This window comes from Castellaniella sp., from assembly GCF_004321985.1.
Taxonomy (GTDB): domain Bacteria; phylum Pseudomonadota; class Gammaproteobacteria; order Burkholderiales; family Burkholderiaceae_B; genus Castellaniella.
In genome coordinates, this window is the sequence record NZ_SCQN01000016.1 from 1 (window position 1) to 16,270 (window position 16,270).

14 protein-coding genes are annotated in these 16,270 nt (G+C 64.0%); 6 read left to right on the plus strand and 8 right to left on the minus strand.

Features of this window, described 5'->3' with window-relative positions:
* The 6 genes from EPN31_RS04485 to EPN31_RS04510 all read right to left on the minus strand — a co-directional run.
* Positions 1-1,560 (minus strand): retention module-containing protein (locus EPN31_RS04485; RefSeq protein ID WP_291770112.1); only part of this gene is annotated, 1,560 nt, incomplete at its 3' end.
* A gap of 97 nt (positions 1,561-1,657) precedes the next feature.
* The gene (locus tag EPN31_RS04490; protein ID WP_291770115.1) at positions 1,658-2,305 is read right to left on the minus strand and encodes a response regulator transcription factor; all 648 of its coding nucleotides are present in this window, start codon (positions 2,303-2,305) and stop codon (positions 1,658-1,660) included.
* Positions 2,306-2,319: 14 nt separating this feature from the next.
* Positions 2,320-3,606 carry an HlyD family type I secretion periplasmic adaptor subunit gene (locus EPN31_RS04495; RefSeq protein WP_291770212.1) on the minus strand — a complete coding sequence of 429 codons (1,287 nt, stop codon included), beginning with the start codon at positions 3,604-3,606 and terminating at the stop codon, positions 2,320-2,322.
* A gap of 82 nt (positions 3,607-3,688) precedes the next feature.
* Positions 3,689-5,911, minus strand: a complete 2,223-nt coding sequence (locus EPN31_RS04500) for a type I secretion system permease/ATPase (RefSeq protein ID WP_291770117.1) — start codon at positions 5,909-5,911, stop codon at positions 3,689-3,691.
* A 13-nt stretch (positions 5,912-5,924) separates the two neighbouring features.
* A complete protein-coding gene (locus tag EPN31_RS04505) occupies positions 5,925-6,146 on the minus strand; it encodes a hypothetical protein (protein ID WP_291770120.1) in 222 nt (73 codons plus the stop codon).
* Between the two features lie 91 nt (positions 6,147-6,237).
* On the minus strand, positions 6,238-7,734 hold the full coding sequence (locus tag EPN31_RS04510; RefSeq protein WP_291770123.1) for a TolC family outer membrane protein: 1,497 nt from the start codon (positions 7,732-7,734) through the stop codon (positions 6,238-6,240).
* 544 nt (positions 7,735-8,278) lie between these two features.
* Between EPN31_RS04510 and tsaE the strand changes: the two genes are divergently transcribed.
* Both tsaE and EPN31_RS04520 read left to right on the plus strand, forming a co-directional pair.
* A complete protein-coding gene (tsaE, locus tag EPN31_RS04515; protein WP_291770126.1) occupies positions 8,279-8,785 on the plus strand; it encodes a tRNA (adenosine(37)-N6)-threonylcarbamoyltransferase complex ATPase subunit type 1 TsaE in 507 nt (168 codons plus the stop codon).
* Positions 8,752-10,104 (plus strand): N-acetylmuramoyl-L-alanine amidase, encoded by a 1,353-nt coding sequence (locus tag EPN31_RS04520; RefSeq protein ID WP_291770129.1) that lies wholly within the window; start codon positions 8,752-8,754, stop codon positions 10,102-10,104. The genes tsaE and EPN31_RS04520 overlap by 34 nt, the downstream gene beginning before the upstream one ends.
* Before the next feature lie 24 nt (positions 10,105-10,128).
* On the opposite strand, the gene EPN31_RS04525 is transcribed toward EPN31_RS04520, so the two are convergent.
* Positions 10,129-10,773, minus strand: a complete 645-nt coding sequence (locus EPN31_RS04525) for a VTT domain-containing protein (RefSeq protein ID WP_291770132.1) — start codon at positions 10,771-10,773, stop codon at positions 10,129-10,131.
* A gap of 49 nt (positions 10,774-10,822) precedes the next feature.
* On the opposite strand from EPN31_RS04525, the gene mutL reads away from it, so the two are divergent.
* Entirely contained in the window at positions 10,823-12,736 is a 1,914-nt protein-coding gene (gene mutL / locus EPN31_RS04530; RefSeq protein WP_291770137.1) for a DNA mismatch repair endonuclease MutL, read from the plus strand.
* A gap of 15 nt (positions 12,737-12,751) precedes the next feature.
* Positions 12,752-13,726 carry a tRNA (adenosine(37)-N6)-dimethylallyltransferase MiaA gene (gene miaA / locus EPN31_RS04535; protein ID WP_291770140.1) on the plus strand — a complete coding sequence of 325 codons (975 nt, stop codon included), beginning with the start codon at positions 12,752-12,754 and terminating at the stop codon, positions 13,724-13,726.
* Between the two features lie 14 nt (positions 13,727-13,740).
* On the opposite strand, the gene purM is transcribed toward miaA, so the two are convergent.
* A complete protein-coding gene (gene purM / locus EPN31_RS04540; RefSeq protein ID WP_291770142.1) occupies positions 13,741-14,790 on the minus strand; it encodes a phosphoribosylformylglycinamidine cyclo-ligase in 1,050 nt (349 codons plus the stop codon).
* 79 nt (positions 14,791-14,869) lie between these two features.
* On the opposite strand from purM, the gene hda reads away from it, so the two are divergent.
* Entirely contained in the window at positions 14,870-15,568 is a 699-nt protein-coding gene (gene hda / locus EPN31_RS04545; RefSeq protein ID WP_291770145.1) for a DnaA regulatory inactivator Hda, read from the plus strand.
* The gene (locus EPN31_RS04550) at positions 15,565-16,260 is read left to right on the plus strand and encodes an HAD family phosphatase (RefSeq protein ID WP_291770148.1); all 696 of its coding nucleotides are present in this window, start codon (positions 15,565-15,567) and stop codon (positions 16,258-16,260) included. The genes hda and EPN31_RS04550 overlap by 4 nt, the downstream gene beginning before the upstream one ends.
* Positions 16,261-16,270 lie beyond the last annotated feature (10 nt).

Sequence of the window (16,270 nt, forward strand, 5' to 3'; positions counted from 1 at the left end):
GCCATCGGCCATTTCGCCTGAACCCGCCGGCAACCCATTGTGCGGCGGCAATCCCGCCTCGAAGACCTCCGTGCCACTGCCACCCGCCTCAGGTACTGTGATCGATGGCGTCGAATCGCCAATACCAATCGTGAGAGTCGTGTGCGACAGATCTCCGTCCCCATCCTTGATCGTGTACGTGAACACATCATTGACACCGCCCGCTGTCCCCGGTGTGCGCGTGTACGCGTAGCTACCATCGGCATTGAGCGTCAGCGTGCCGTACGCACCCACAATAGCTGCGCCCACACCAGTACCGTCCAGGTTCGCGCCGGTATCACCTACAGCAACCCCAACAACACCGCCACCCGTAGCCGGTCCATCAATACCAAAGGTGTCATTACCCAGCACGTTACCGGACACCAAACCTGCCTCCTCACCAGTCGGCAGCACTGTCGCCGTGTCCGCATGCGCCGTCGGCACGCTATCCGTAATATTCGCAACCAGATCCGCAGACGCACCACGCCCCTGGTCGTCCACCACGGTGATGCCAATCATGTCAAATACTGAGGTATCGTTCGCCGGCTTGACGTGATCCTGTGCGCCATCGGACCAATAGGTGTACTGAACGACGCCCGTGGTCGGGTTGTAGCCGGTGATATGCAGCAGTCCCCGATCGGTATCGATCACCACGGGGGCAGCTTCCGTCGCACCGGCCAAGACTGCGGCTGATATCGATGTCACGACGGGCGTTGCCGTTGAATTTCCGCCATCCGGATTCGAACCAGGAGCGGCACCGGGGTTGGCTTCGGGCACATAGGTGAACTGCAGGGAACCCAGACCGCCTGCGGCCGAAATGGTGAATGTGCCAGAAAAGCCGGTGTTGCCGGGTTGATCGGTATTGCCTTCAAAGATGGTGAAGGTGCCAGGCACGGCGGTCGGACCCTGGCCGTCTCCACCGGGGACGTCGTTATGATCGGGGATGTTGATCGTGGGGGCCGCCGGAAGCGGCTCGGCGGTCGGTGTCGTGGCCGCCAGCCCCACCCCGCTCAGTTGCACGATGTCCGGCGTTTCAGCCCCCGGGCGCGGATACGCCAGCGACAGCGGCGTCACCGCCTCCACGATGCTCGCCAGCCGCGTGAAGCTCGCTCCGCCCGAGCCCCCACCCGTCAGCACCGCAGCCGCGGGATCCAGCACCGAGAATGGGTCCTGCCCATTTTGCAGCGCGGCCAGCACCTGGTCAGCCACGTTGTCCGTGGGCGGCGTCACCGCATGATCCGCCGGCACCGGCTGTGCCGAAGCCAGGTCTTCGCTGACCAGGATGTCGGTATTCTGACCCACGATGACCGGCGGCACGCCGGTCGCCTGCAGCGTGACCGAGGCCCCCTCGTCCGTGAGGATATGCGCGTCGATGGGAACCCGCATGCCGTCATGCAGCGGGATCAGGGTGCCATCAGATGCACGCATCCAGGCCTTGCCAGTGACGTGAGTAACGAGGACGGTATCGGTAGCCATGTGGATTCCCCAGAGTGAATTCGGTGCCGCCGACCGTTGCGCGAGCTGCGCTTTGGCGGCGATCATGGGAAACCATGCTACGGGCCCCGACGAGAAGCCGGTATTGTCGTGAACGACAGGTTCAGCGCTTTTCTGATGCGATCGTGCGCACCATGCCGAACGCTCAGTCCCCCGGCGAAGACACCGTCTGGCGGTCGATGCCGTGCACGCGTAGGGCCAGCATCAGGCGGTCGGAGACGCCCAGCTTTTCGAAAAGTGCCGACACGTGCGCACGCACGGTACGTTCGGTGATGCCCAGGGCATCGGCGATCGACTGGTTGGAATGCCCCAGGGCCACATAGCGGGCAACGTCGCGCTCGCGTACGGTCAGATCTCGCGCCCAGTCCTGGTTGGGTTCGGGAGCGGCCTGGCCGATCTGCGACAGCATGCGGCTGAGCATGCTCTTACCCACCCAGATCTCGCCGCCCATGACGTGCTGCAGGACACGCGAGATACCCTGCACCGGCATGTAGGCATGGATGTAGCCCGCGGCACCGGCCACCAATACGCGCTGGCCATCCGGATCGCTAGGGTGGGCGCTGGCGACCACCACCTGGAGGCCCGCCGGGAAACCCGCCAGCGGCTCCGCGCCCGCAGCGCCCGATTTACCCAGCGCACGTTCGTCCAATACCACCAACACGCCGCGGCGGCCCCAGGGTTCCAGTTCGGACAGGCGTTGGGCACGCGCCGGCGCCCAGCCGGTGGCGCCCAGCCCCGCCCAGTGCCGATAAAGGGCATCGTCAGCCGTCAGCAACAGAACTGGAATGGTCATGATATCCCCCAACCCTAGCGTTCGCGGAAGGCGTTTTCATGGGCACGCAGCACGGGCTTGAGCAGGTACTGCATGAGCGTGCGCTTGCCGGTCAGGATGTGGACGTCAGCCATCATCCCCGGGATGATGGGCCGGTCGCTGCTGCCCACATATGTGCCATCAGTGCGGACCTTCACGATGTAGTAGGAATTGCCTTTCTCGTCCGTGATGGAATCGGCGCCGATTTCCTCCACGTGGCCCTTCAGGCCCCCATAGATGGAGAAGTCGTACGCGGTGAGCTTGACCTCTGCGGGCTGACCGGGATACAGGAAGCCGATGTCGCGAGGGCTGACGCGGACCTCCAGCAACAGCGTGTCGTCGGACGGCACGATTTCCATGATGTCTTTGCCCGGCGAGACCACTCCGCCCACGGTGTTGGCCGCCAGCGTCTTGACTGTGCCGTTGACTGGGGAACGGATGTTGGACGACGTCACCCGATCCGCCAGGGCGATCTGGCCCTCGAGCAAGGTGGAGAGCTTCGCGCGGGCATCGGACAGATCCGTACGCGCCTGGTTGCGGAAGGTGAACTCGACCTCTCTGGATTTGGCCTGAGCCTCCAGGATGGAAGCCTGAATCTTGTCGATCTGGGCGCCTGCGGCCTTCTCGTCGCCACAGTATTTGGCAATGTCACGCTGCAGACGCAGCAGATCGACTTGCGAGACCGCCCCGCTGGCGAGCAGCGGCTTGGTCATGGAGTACTCGCGCGACGAAAGGTTGCATCCGGTGGCAGCCTGGTCGCGGTTGGCAACGGTGGCGCGCAACTCCTGCTGGCGCTGATTGAGCTGTTCTTTGGCTATATCCAGATTCGCCTGCAGTTCACGCACCCGCGACTGCCAGACGCGGCGCTCCTGTTCGGCCAGGTTCGGCGCCTGCTCGGCCACATCTTCAGGCGCCTGATACGGCACGTCGTTGGCAATGGCATCCAGACGGGCGACCTTGGCCTTCAGCGCCAGCGCCTCGGCTCGATTTTCCCCCAGGGAAGAAGAATACCGGGTGGGATCGATCTGCAGTAGCACCTGGTTCTTGACGACCTTGTCGCCTTGGTGCACCAGAATCTTCTTTACCACGCCGCCATCCAGGCTCTGGATGATCTGGACTTGCTGCGAGGGCACGACCTTGCCTTCACCCCGGACCACCTCGTCGATCTCGGCGGTGGACGCCCAGCCGATCAGCACTGCCATGGTCACGATCGACATCCAGATGAGCACGCGCGAACCACGCATGCGCTGCTGGCTGAGCGCCCAGGAGGCATCGCCGATCATGTCACGGGACTCGGTGTGCTGTTCCTTCCGAGGCGCAAAGGTGCGGCCCTGGCCGGCGAACCACGATGGCAGCATCCCCATGTCAGGTCCTCCGCGCGCCGCCGATACGACCCTGGCGCAGGGCTTCCACGACCTGTTCCTTGGGACCGTCGGCCATGATGCGGCCGTGGTCGATGACCATCAGACGGTCCACCAGGTCCAGCAAGGACGTGCGGTGCGTCACCAGGATCAGCGTCTTGTCCTGGCTGGCCGCCTTCAGGCGCGCCTTCAGCTGGGATTCGCTCTGGTGATCCATGTTGCTGCTGGGTTCGTCCAGCAGCAGGATCTGCGGGTTGTTCACCAGCGCCCGCGCAACGGCAATCGACTGGCGCTGCCCGCCGGAGAGCGAATCACCCCGTTCACCCACGATCATGTTGTAGCCCTCGGGGTGTGCAGCCGCGAATTCATCGACCCCCGCCAGGCGGGCCGCCGCCAGCACGTCCTCGTCGGATGCGAACGGGGTGGCGATCGTGAGATTGTGCTTGAGGGTCCCATAGAACAGCACCGGGTCCTGAGGTACATAGCCGATGGCACGTCGCACGTCGGCCGGATCGATCTGGTTCAGGTCGATGCCATCGATGAGCAGGGTGCCCGCCGTCGGGGCGTAGAGCTTCAGGATCAGCTTTTCCAGGGTCGTCTTCCCCGAACCGATACGGCCGATGATGCCGACTTTTTCCCCCGGCCGGATGCGGAAGCTGATGTCGTCGATCGCCGCAATCTGGGAGCCCGGGTAGGCGAAACTCAGCCCCTGGAACTCGATGCCGCCTTGCAGGACCGGGCGGGGCATGAAGGAATGCTCCGCAGGCCGCTCGACCGGCATCTCCATGTAGTTGTCGATGGACTTCAGCGAGGCCTTGGCGTTGTGATACTGCATCATCAGCCCCACCCCTTGGGCCAGCGGCGCCAGGCAGCGCCCGGAAATCATGGCCGCCGCAATGATGCCGCCCATGGTCAGCCCGACGGATTGCACCAGGTAGACGCCAATCACCACCACGCTGATGTTCACAAGTTGCTGGCAAGTCTGCACGAAACTGACTGTGACCGACGAGGTGACCCGGATATGGGCGTTGAGCTCGGCCAGCCACCGGGTGGATTCTTCCCACATGCGCTGGGAGTAGCTCTGGGCATTGAGCGCCTTGACCGTTTCCATACCATTGAGCGATTCGATCAGCCCCGCATTGCGTTGCGCGCTTGCCTGGAAGGAATCGAGCGTCATCTTCTCGACGCGCGCCAGAGACACCACCGATACCAGGACGATGATGATGATCGCCACGATGGGCGGGATCACCATCCACGGGGAGATCCATGCCATCACCGCCAGGAAGAGCACGACGAACGGCAGGTCCACCAGAGTCGTCAGACTGGCCGATGCAATGAAATCACGCACCGATTCAAACGAACGCAGGTTGGAGGCAAACGAGCCCACCGATGTGGGACGGCTCTCCATGCGCAGATCCAGAACCTGTTCCATGATGCGCGAGGACAGCTCTACGTCCACGCGCTTGCTGGCGATGTCCACCACAAAGGCGCGGATGGCGGTGAGCACCAGATTGAACACCATCGCCAAGGCAATGCCGAGGGTCAGCGCCCACAACGTCTCGATCGCGTTGTTGGGCACCACACGATCGTAAATGTTCATCGTGTAGAGCGGCATTACCAGCGCGAAGATGTTGATGAGGACCGCCGCTGCAATCGCGTCGCGATACAGCTTCCAGTTGCCCAGCATCGCAGCCCAGAACCAGTGGCCGCTGCGCGCGGCCATGTGGGCATCCTGTGTGCGGTCTTCGGTCCGATAGCGCGGCTGCACGAAGCACGCCAGGCCGCTGTATTCAGCCTCGAGATCAGCTCGCGGGACCTCGACCGGCTCGGCGGCTTCGGCGTAATGCACCACATAGAATTTGGGATGCTCCTGAATCAGCACACAGGCGCGCTGGTTGTTCAGGAACAGGATGGCCGGCAGCACGGCCCGCGACCAGCCCCCGAGGCTGCGACGCACGATGTGCGCGCTGCATTGAGCCCGCGAGGCCGCGCGACTGAGCAGCGATGGTGTCAGCTTCTGGTCCACCAGCGGCAGCCCGGAGGACAGTTGCTGAGCCGTGCAGGGGCGCCCCAGCAGCCGCGTGATCACAGTCAGGCTCGCCAGCAGCGAGTCATCGTGCAACTGCTGGGCCGTGGCACCCGATATTCCGGGACCGCCTGCCGGCGGGCGGGGAGCGTCCTGGAGGACCTCGCCGGCCATCTGCGAATTTTCAGGTCGTGCCGCCATCTAATCTTCCGGCCTACAAAATGGCATCATCGTCAGGGATGAGATCCAGCGCGTCCTTCAGCCGTTGACGCGTCTGTTTGCGCTGGGTGAGTTTTTCAAGCGCGCGTGGCGGCAGATCCGTCAACCGCAGCGAGCCGTTGGCGATCAATGCGTCGATCAAGTCTTCCAGGACCCGGATGAAGTCGGCATCCAATGCCGACAGGTCCCGTCTCAGGCGCGTGCGATCATCCGTCATAGGCTCCCCCGATACGCCGAAAAGCCAACCACAAAAATCCCGAACCGACCGCCAGCACCAGAAGACCCCTCGTCAAACTACCCGATCAGCCTCAATTCCAGCCTTTCGAAGTGCCCTTTTTGCCGCTAGACCGTGAAGCCGGCTTGAGTTCGGGCGGCTGCAGGCCGGACTTGTAGTCGACCTGGATGGGCTCGAGATTGCCGGTGTTGGGCAGCGGCGTCAGGCAAGCCTTGAGGATCTCGTCCGGAAACTGCAGCTTGGACGCCTCGTCAGGCTGATCCTTGTAGGGATCGCCCAGCCCCAGCGTGGGCAGCAGGCGGTGCGACAGGCCCAGCCACTGATATTCCGCCGTGCGAAGATCGAAAATGCCGTTGGTCAGTGCCTGACGGGCATCGAAAAGCTCGTTTTCGGTGTCCAGCAGGTCCAGCAAGCTGCGCTGGCCGATCTTGAATTGCTGCAGATAGGCGACCCGGACCTGGGAGATGTCACGCTCGTGGGCACGCAGGAAGGGCATCTGCTGGCGCAGACGAGCGATGTTGTTCCACGCGATCGCCAGCTCCTGCTGGACATTGCGGCAGGTGTAGTCGCGCACGTCGCGCGCCGCGTATGTCTGGGCGGCCGTCTGGCGCACACGCGCCAAGTCTGAACCGCCCCGGAACAGGTTGAAGTTGGCCAGCACCTGGACATTGGACGCCTGCGCGTTGCGGCCAGGGTATCCAGGCACCTGGTTGGGGTCGCGCCCCGTAGCGGCCTGGAATGTGATGGTCGGTGCGAAGTGCCCCTGTGCGGAAGCCTTGCCGCGCTCGGCGGCCTGGACCAGCGCCTGCTTTGCCAGCACCGACGGATTGATGCGCACGGAGGTGCTGAAGTCCTTCGGGTTTTTCGGCAGATCCTTGTCCGCATCCGGCGCTTCGGCCATGGTCTCGGCAGGCACGCGCCCGACCAGGCGCTGGTAGCGCTGAGTCACATCGTTCAGATTGCCGCTGGCCGTCATGACGTTGGTCTGAGCCAGTGCCAGGCGGGCCTGGGCTTGCACCTGGTCCACCCCGCGCCCCACGCCCGAGGCGCTGCGTTGTGAGATCTGGCCCAGGATTTCCTTGTGCAACTGGTAGTTCTGCTTGGCCAGAGAGACCTGCTCGCGATAGCGCTCTACATCCAGATAAGCCTTGGTGGTCTGCTGAGCCAGATCATCGACGGTCGCCTTCAGCGTGTAATAGGCGGCAAGCTTTTCGAAGCCGAGCTGGCGCACATCGTTGATGGTCGAGAACCCGTCGAACAGAAGCTGGCGCAAGGACAGGCTATAGCCGCTTCGGGTCCAGTCGGTGGCATCCTGTCCATCCGCGCTACCACGCCATTCGCGGCCCGTCCAGCCCTGCAGGTTGACTTCGGGCAACAGGCGGCCACGGCCGACTTTCTGGCCCTCGGCGCCGGACTGGAAGTTGTGGAACTGTGCGGAGATTTCGGGATTGTGCAGCACAGCGGATTCAACCGCCTGTGCGAGTGTGGTGTTTTCTGCGGAAGCCGATGCGGAGAACGCCAGCGCGACGGCGACGCCAAGAACGGACAGTGAAAGCTTTGGGCTGACCATGATGATGCTCCAGGAAGTCGGGCCGCTGCTCCACACGCGGCGAGCCCTTTGTACCAATCCAGGCAACCGTGCCACGCGGATATTCCGCAGACACTGCTGCCAACACGGCGGCCTTCTTCTGCGAAGAATGCCGGAGGTGCCAGACACGAACAAAAAAGATTTCAAATCGTCGTCAGGACGTTGATACCACTAACAGATGAGGTGCAACACCTGTCATCCTCTGGCAAGTCGGAGCTATCAGTTTCCGGCTGATATTCTTGGAGCATGAACTTGCGTCTAAATTACGTTCTTCTGTGACGGAACGAACCCATATTGTACGGACATATTGCAGGATCGATCACAAATTTACATGTGTAAATTCCATATGCTCAAAAAGGTCCGAGGCAAACCACTTTTCCGCCGAAAACCACCATGTTGCCTTGGCCTTCGCTCCGCTGACAGATGCAACCGATCATGTTGCAGGTCAGCAACAGGGGATAACCCCGTACAATTCTGAATTTCCCTGAGACGGCGGCGATCGTGGCTACCGTATTCTGGAGCTGTGATGTCCCCTGTCGACCCGATTCTGGAGTTGTCGCTGCCCAACGAGGAAGCGACCGAAAGGCTGGCGCAGAACCTGGCCGCGCTGGTGCTCGGCAATGGCGACACGCAGGCCAAGCCGGGGGGGCGCATCCACCTGAGCGGTGAGCTGGGCACCGGAAAAACCACGCTGGTACGGGCCCTGCTGCGGGCAGCCGGAGTGACCGGCCGCATAAAAAGTCCAAGCTATACGCTTCTTGAAAGCTATAATGTTTCTAGCTTATATTTCTATCACTTTGATTTCTATAGATTTAGCGATGCCCATGAGTGGCGGGACGCCGGGTTCGCCGAGCTCTTCGACGAACACGCCATCGTTCTGATCGAATGGCCTGAACAGGCAGGGACCCGCCTTCCTCCGCCGGATCTGGACATCCAACTGGCGTATGCAGGTGCCGGACGTTCGGCACGGCTGCGCGCCGGAAGCGAAAAAGGACAACGATGGATAAGATCCCTGAATCCTTCCCCCCTGTGAATGCTCCCGCCAAGCCGCTGCGACGCAAACTGCTGGTGCGCGGCTGCACGCTATTGGCGCTTCCTGTCATTCCCAGCCTGGCGCATGCCGCAACCATTCTGGCGGTACGCACTTGGCCCGCTGAAGAATACACGCGCGTGACGCTGGAAATGGACTCGGAACTGAAGGCCGAGCACTTCACCGTGGAGAACCCGAACCGATTGGTCGTGGACATCGACGGGCTGAGCATGAGCCGCGCCATCGGTGATCTGGTCTCGAAGATCAAGCCCAATGACCCCTACATCCGCTCGGTGCGGGTGGGTCAGAACCGGCCGAACGTGGTGCGGCTGGTCTTCGACCTGAAGCAGGCTGTCGCGCCGCAGGTCTTCACGCTCAAGCCCATTGGCGAATACAAATACCGGCTGGTGCTGGATCTGTACCCCAAAGTCGCCCAGGACCCGCTGATGGCGCTGCTGAAGGATTCGCAGAACGACCCGCTGGCGGGCATTTTGGACAGCCTCGCCCAGAACAACCCGAACCAGGCACCCATTCCTTCGGTCAGGGGACAGCAGCTTCCGCCGATGGCGCGTGAAAAGCCGGCCGAGCCCCCAGTCCCGCCACTGGGCGGGCGGCAGAACCAGCCCATCCTGATTGCCATCGACCCCGGCCATGGCGGCGAAGACCCTGGCGCCACGGGCCAGCGCGGCACGCACGAAAAGGACATCGTGCTGCAGATTGCCTTCCGGCTGAAGAAGCTGATCAACGCACAGCCCAACATGCGCGCCTACATGACGCGGGATCGCGATTACTTCGTGCCGCTCGGGGTCCGGGTCCAGAAGGCGCGGCGCGTGAAGGCCGATCTGTTCATCTCCATCCACGCCGATGCCTTCATCAACTCCACGGCTCGCGGATCTTCCGTCTGGGCGCTGTCGCAGCATGGGGCCACCAGCGCCGCCGCTCGCTGGCTGGCTAAGAACGAGAACGATGCCGATCTGATCGGTGGCGTGGATCTGGGCGCCCACAATCGTCAGGTCGCCGAGGTGCTGCTGGATCTGTCGACCAGCCAGCAGATCAATGACTCGATCAAGGTCGGCACCCGGGTGCTGCAAGAAATCGGCAAGATCAACGACCTGCACAAGAACCACATCGAGCGGGCCGGTTTTGCGGTGCTGAAAGCACCCGACATCCCGTCCATCCTGGTCGAGACAGCGTTCATCAGCAATTCCCGGGAAGAAGCGCTGCTGCGTACGCCCGCGCACCAGCAAAAGATCGCCAGCGCGATCCTGGGCGGCGTGCAGGAGTATTTTGCGAAAAACCCGGCGCTGGCACGACGCGCCTGAATCCTGCCACACGGGCCCCGGGGGCTACATGCTCTCGGGCTTCTTGCGCCGGAATATCTTCCAGATCACCCCCAGAGCGGCCGGGACGGCGGCCGCCGCCACGCCGACCAGCACGATGGTGTTCAGGTGTTCTTTGATGATGGGCACGTTGCCAAAGAAATACCCCAGGGCAATGAGCAGGCTCACCCACGCCGTGGCACCGATGGCGTTGTAGAGCTGGAACTGCACACGCCCCATGCCGGCCACACCCGCAACGAAAGGCGCAAACGTGCGAAACAGTGGCAGAAAACGCGACAGAACGATGGTCTTGCCGCCATGCCGCTCGTAGAAGCCGTGGGTCCTGAGCAGCGCCTTGCGGTCCAGAAACCGGTAATCGCGTGAAAAGACCTTGGGACCGATATAGCGCCCCACGTTGTAGTTCACCGTGTTGCCCAGGATGGCGGCCACGATCAGCAGCACGCCCAGCAGGACCGGGTCCAGCAATCCGGAGGCGCCAAATGCGCCGGCGATGAAGAGCAGCGAATCCCCTGGCAGGAATGGCAAGACCACCAGGCCTGTCTCGCCAAAGACGATCAGGCCCAGGATCAGATAGATCCAGGCGCCGTACTGGGCGACCCAGACCCCCAGGGATTGGTCGATATGCAAGACCAGGTGCAGGAATTCAGCCATTGAGAGCACTGCCCAAGATAAAAAGAAGACCCGTCACTATAATCAATTTATGACGCGACCGATTGCTGCACTTCCCGACACGCTCGTCAGCCAGATTGCGGCCGGCGAGGTGATCGAGCGCCCCGCCTCCGTCCTGAAGGAACTGCTGGAAAACGCCCTGGATGCGGAGGCGCAGTCCATCGAAGTCAGGCTGGACGGCGGGGGGATCCGCCGCATCCTGGTGACGGACGACGGCAACGGCATCCCGGCGGGTGAACTGGCCCTGGCGCTGCAGCGCCATGCCACGAGCAAGATCCGGTCATTGTCCGAACTGGAGTCGGTCGCGACCATGGGGTTTCGGGGCGAGGCGCTGGCTTCCATCGCCTCGGTCGCACGGCTCACGCTGACCTCGCGAACGGCCGACGAAGACCAGGCCTGGCAGATCACGGCGGACGACCAGGAAGCCACGCCGGCGGCCGGGGGCACGGGAACGCGCGCTGAGGTACGCCAGCTCTTTGACCACATCCCGGCCCGACGCAAGTTCCTGAAAACAGAAGCCACCGAATACGGGCATTGCCTGACCGCCATCGAGCGCATTGCGCTGGCGAACCCACAGGTCAGCTTCCGCGTCTTCCACAACGACAACCCACAACGCAACTGGCCGGCCACACACATCCACGGCCGCATCCGCGACGTGCTGGGCGATGAATTCGAGGACCAGAGCCTGCCGGTTTCCGCGGATCAGGGCCTGATCGTGCTGGAGGGCTGCACCACCAAACCCACATTCGCGCGTAACCGGGCTGACCGTCAATACCTGTACGTCAACGGCCGATTCGTGCGCGACCGTACCGTCTCACACGCGGTCCGCCAGGCCTATGCCGATGTGCTGCACGGCGACCGCCAACCGGCGTATGTGCTGTTCCTGACCATGGACCCCGCCGGAGTGGACGTGAATGTCCACCCCGCCAAACACGAGGTCCGTTTTCGCGACAGCGGGGCAGTGCACCACTACGTCGCCCAGGTCCTTGCCGAAGCGCTGGCTCAGCGGGGGGGCGCGACGGTGGGCGGGCCTGTGGAGGCGCCACCCGCACCCACACTGGGCGACGACAGTACGGCGGCCGCTCCCGACACAGCCCATGCAGGCAACGCGAGCCAGGACGCCGCGCCCATGCCCGTCGTGCCGGCCCAAACCGCCGGCCCCAGCAACCCCAGGACACCATCACCCATCTATCCCGCGCGGCGACTCATCCAGCAGCGATTCCTGCTCCAGGAACACAACCAGGATTGGCGCACGCTCTACGCGCCACTGCCTGCCAAGACGGGCACAAGCGCCGATGCTCCACGGCGCCCCCAGGCGCAACCGGAAGCACTGGACCCACGGCAACAGCCAATGCCCGCCGATCTGCCGCTGGGCATGGCGCTGGGCCAACTGCACGGCATCTATATCCTCGCGCAAAACGCCCAGGGCCTGATCCTGGTGGACATGCACGCGGCGCATGAACGGGTAGTGTACGAGGCACTGAAGCTTGCCGTGAACGAAGCGCCCCTGCCCGCCCAGGATCTTCTGATCCCGGTCGTTTTCACGGCAACGGAAACGCAGGTGGCGACTGCGCAGGAGCACCAGGACATCCTGGACGATCTGGGCCTACGCATCCGGCCCACCGGGCCCACATCATTGGCCGTGCGCGCCGTCCCGGCGCTGCTGGCGCGAGGCGACATCGAAGCGCTGGCACTGGGCGTGCTGGCGGACCTGGAGCGCATCGGCCATTCAGCCCGGCTCGCCGAACAGCGCAACGAACTGCTTTCGACCATGGCGTGCCACGGCGCGGTCCGCGCACACCGGCGCCTGACGCTGGACGAAATGAACGCGCTACTGCGCCAGATGGAGCGCACGGAGCGCGCGGACCAATGCAATCACGGGCGGCCCACCTGGTTCCAGTGGTCCATGAACGATCTGGACAAGCTGTTCATGCGCGGTCAATAGCGCATATGCCCCACCATGACTCCACCGGCTGATTCGGTCCGGACCTCAACCCTGATCTGCCTCACGGGCCCCACGGCATCCGGCAAATCGGCTGCCTCGCTTGCGCTGGCGCGCCGCTGGCCGATCGAGGTCATCGTCATGGATTCCGCAACGATCTATCGCGGCATGGATATTGGCACGGCCAAGCCCACGGCTGAAGAACAGGCGCAATTCCCGCACCACCTGCTCGACATCCGGGACCCGACACAGTCCTATTCCGCCGCCGAATTTGCCCGCGATGCCGCTGCACTCGTCCACGACATCCGTTCCAGAGGCCACATCCCGGTCATATGCGGTGGCACCCTGCTCTACTACAAGGCGCTACGTGAAGGCCTGAACGAGCTGCCGACCTCGGACCCCGCCACCCGCCGGCAACTGGACGACGAAGCGCGCGCGCGAGGTTGGCCCGCACTGCACGCCGAGTTGGCGCGCGTGGACCCCGCGACTGCTGCGCGGCTCGCCCCCAACGACAGTCAGCGGGTGCAGCGGGCATTGGAAATCTGGCGTAGCAGCGGGCGCACGATGAGCGACTGGCTGTCGCACCCGCTGCGGCCGGTCCTGCCTGGGTGGCGCTTTGCGACCATCAGCCTGGAACCCGCGGACCGCAGTGTCCTGCATGATCGCATCGGCCGGCGCTATCAGGACATGATGGCCGCGGGACTGCTGGACGAGGTCCGCGCCCTGCATCAGCGCGGTGATCTGCACCCGGGCCTGCCGTCGATCCGCTGCGTGGGTTACCGCCAGCTGTGGGACCACCTGGAAGGACGAGTTCCGCTGGAGGACGCGATCGAACGGGCAATCGCCGCCACGCGGCAACTTGCCAAGCGTCAGCTCACCTGGCTGCGAGCGATGCGTGAGCGCACGCTCATCGACTGCCTGTCAGGACAGGCCACCGATCAGGTCGTCGCGGCGTTCGCCGAAATGACTGGTGATTCTCACGGCACGGATTAAGCGATCAGCGCCGATCAATCCACGATGGTCTGGACACCGCCGGGTGCCTGGGGCTCGATCGCACCCAGCACATGAACGGTCTCGCCCTGGGCGCGCAACGTGGCTGCAATGGCATCGGCCCGTGCCGGATCAGCCACCAGCACCATGCCAATGCCGCAGTTGAAGACGCGCGCCATCTCGTGGTCATCCACGCCGCCCTGGGCCTGCAGCCACTGGAACAGGATCGGCCACTGCCAGGCGTCGCGATGAATGTGGGCGCACAGGCCAGGCGGCAGGATGCGTGGAACGTTCTCCAGCAGGCCGCCCCCCGTGATGTGGGCCAGCCCCCGGATCGCCGGACCATGCGCGGCCAATGCAGCCAGAACCTGCTTCACGTAGATGCGGGTGGGTTCCATGACTACATCCGCCAGCGGCCGACCGCCCAGATCCTGGTCGGGTCGCGCCCCCGCGCGCTGCAGGATCCTGCGCACCAGCGAATAGCCGTTCGAATGCGCGCCGCTGGAAGCCAGCCCCAGCACCGTATCACCGGCCTGGATGGTCTTGCCGTCGATGATGGCGGACTTCTCGACTGCCCCGACTGCGAAGCCTGCGAGGTCATATTCCCCATCCGGGTACATGCCCGGCATCTCGGCCGTCTCGCCGCCGATGAGCGCGCAACCGGCCAGTTCACAACCGCGCGCCACGCCCGCCACCACCTGGGACGCGGTATCCACGGACAGCTTGCCGCAGGCAAAATAGTCCAGGAAATAGAGTGGTTCCGCCCCCTGGACCAGGATGTCGTTGACGCTCATGGCGACCAGATCGATGCCTACGGTGTCATGGCGCTGCCACTCGAAGGCCAGGCGCAGCTTGGTGCCGACCCCATCGGTCCCGGACACCAGCACCGGTTCACGCAAATGCGGAGGGACCTGAAACAGCGCCCCGAAGCCGCCGATGCCCGCCATCACGCCCGGGCGCATCGTGCGCGCCGCCAGAGGCTTGATGCGGTCGACCAGCGCGTCGCCAGCGTCGATATCGACCCCGGCATCGCGGTAGGTCATGGAGGGTTTGGTTCCGTGGGTCATGAGAAAAGCTGCCGAATGTGCAAGAATTGCGGGTTTGGACGATGCATGACCCTGATTTTACGATGAAGTGCCGATTCGCATGACACAGCAACTGCTCCTGGACATCCTGCCTGGCGCCGTTCCGACCCTGGACGGCTTCGTGGCCGGGGTGAACGCGGCGGCGGTGGAATCAGTCCGCGCGCTGTCGCCAGGCCACGCGATATACCTGTGGGGCAGCGCGGGCTCGGGCCGCAGCCACCTGCTGCGTGCGCGCGCGCAGGGCGACGGCTGCCACTATCTGGATGCCCGAGCGCCAGCTCACCTGCTGCACGCGCTGGCGACCGACGAGGACCGGGCGCTCGCGCTGGTTGCGGTGGACGACGTGGGCGAGCTGAACGACTCGGCCCAGGCCGCGCTGTTCGCGCTTTTCAACCGATGGCGGGCGGCCGCCACCACGCCCGGTGCCTTCGCCCTGCTGACGGCGGGGGGGCGGGCGCCGCTCACCATGCCCTTGCGCGAGGACCTGCGCACACGCCTGGGGTGGGACCTGGTGTTCCGGCTAGAACAACTCACCGACGAGGAGCGCACCCGGGCCTTGCAGGAACGTGCGCTGAACCGGGGTTTGAAGCTGTCCGACGAGGTCCTGCACTGGATCCTCACCCACCACGACCGCGACATGGGGCGCCTCACGGCGCTCATCGATACGCTGGACCACTACTCTCTGGAGCGTCACCGCCCCATCACCCTGCCACTGCTCAAGGAGCTGCTGGCGCACCCGCCCGGACCGAGATGCCCATGACTTCCGCCGAACGCCTCGCCCTCTTCGATCTCGACCACACGCTGCTGCCGTTTGACAGCGACCACTTGTGGGCCGACTTCCTGGCAAGAACGGGGCGGGCCGGCGACCCCGAACTTGCGCGCCAGCGCAACGACGAACTGCTGCGCCGCTACGACGAGGGTACGCTGAGCGCTGAAGAAGCCGCCGACTTCATGCTGGGGCTGCTGCGCCTGGGCACACCCGCCGAACTCGCCCGGTGGCAGCACGATTACATGGAGCAGGTCATCCTCCCGGGCATCCTGCCGGTGGCGCGCGGCCTGGTAGCACACCACCAGGACCATGGCGATCTGTGCGCCATCGTCACGTCCACCAACGCCTTCGTCACCCAGCCCATCGCCGATGTCCTGGGTGTCCCGAACCTGATTGCCACGGTTCCCGAACGCGATGCACAGGGGCGCTACACCGGGCGCATCCAGGGCACACCCAGCTTCCAGGCGGGAAAGGTCCTGCGGGTGCGCGCCTGGCTGCGGAGCCTGGGCCTGCAACTGGAGGACTTCGAGGAATCCTGGTTCTACAGCGATTCCATGAACGACCTGCCCCTGCTGGAAGTGGTCAGCCACCCCGTGGCGACGAACCCCAGCCCTGCGCTGCGGGAACTGGCGGCTGGACGGGGTTGGCAGATTCTGGACCTGTTCGCGGACATTCAGTCTTAAAATACGCGCC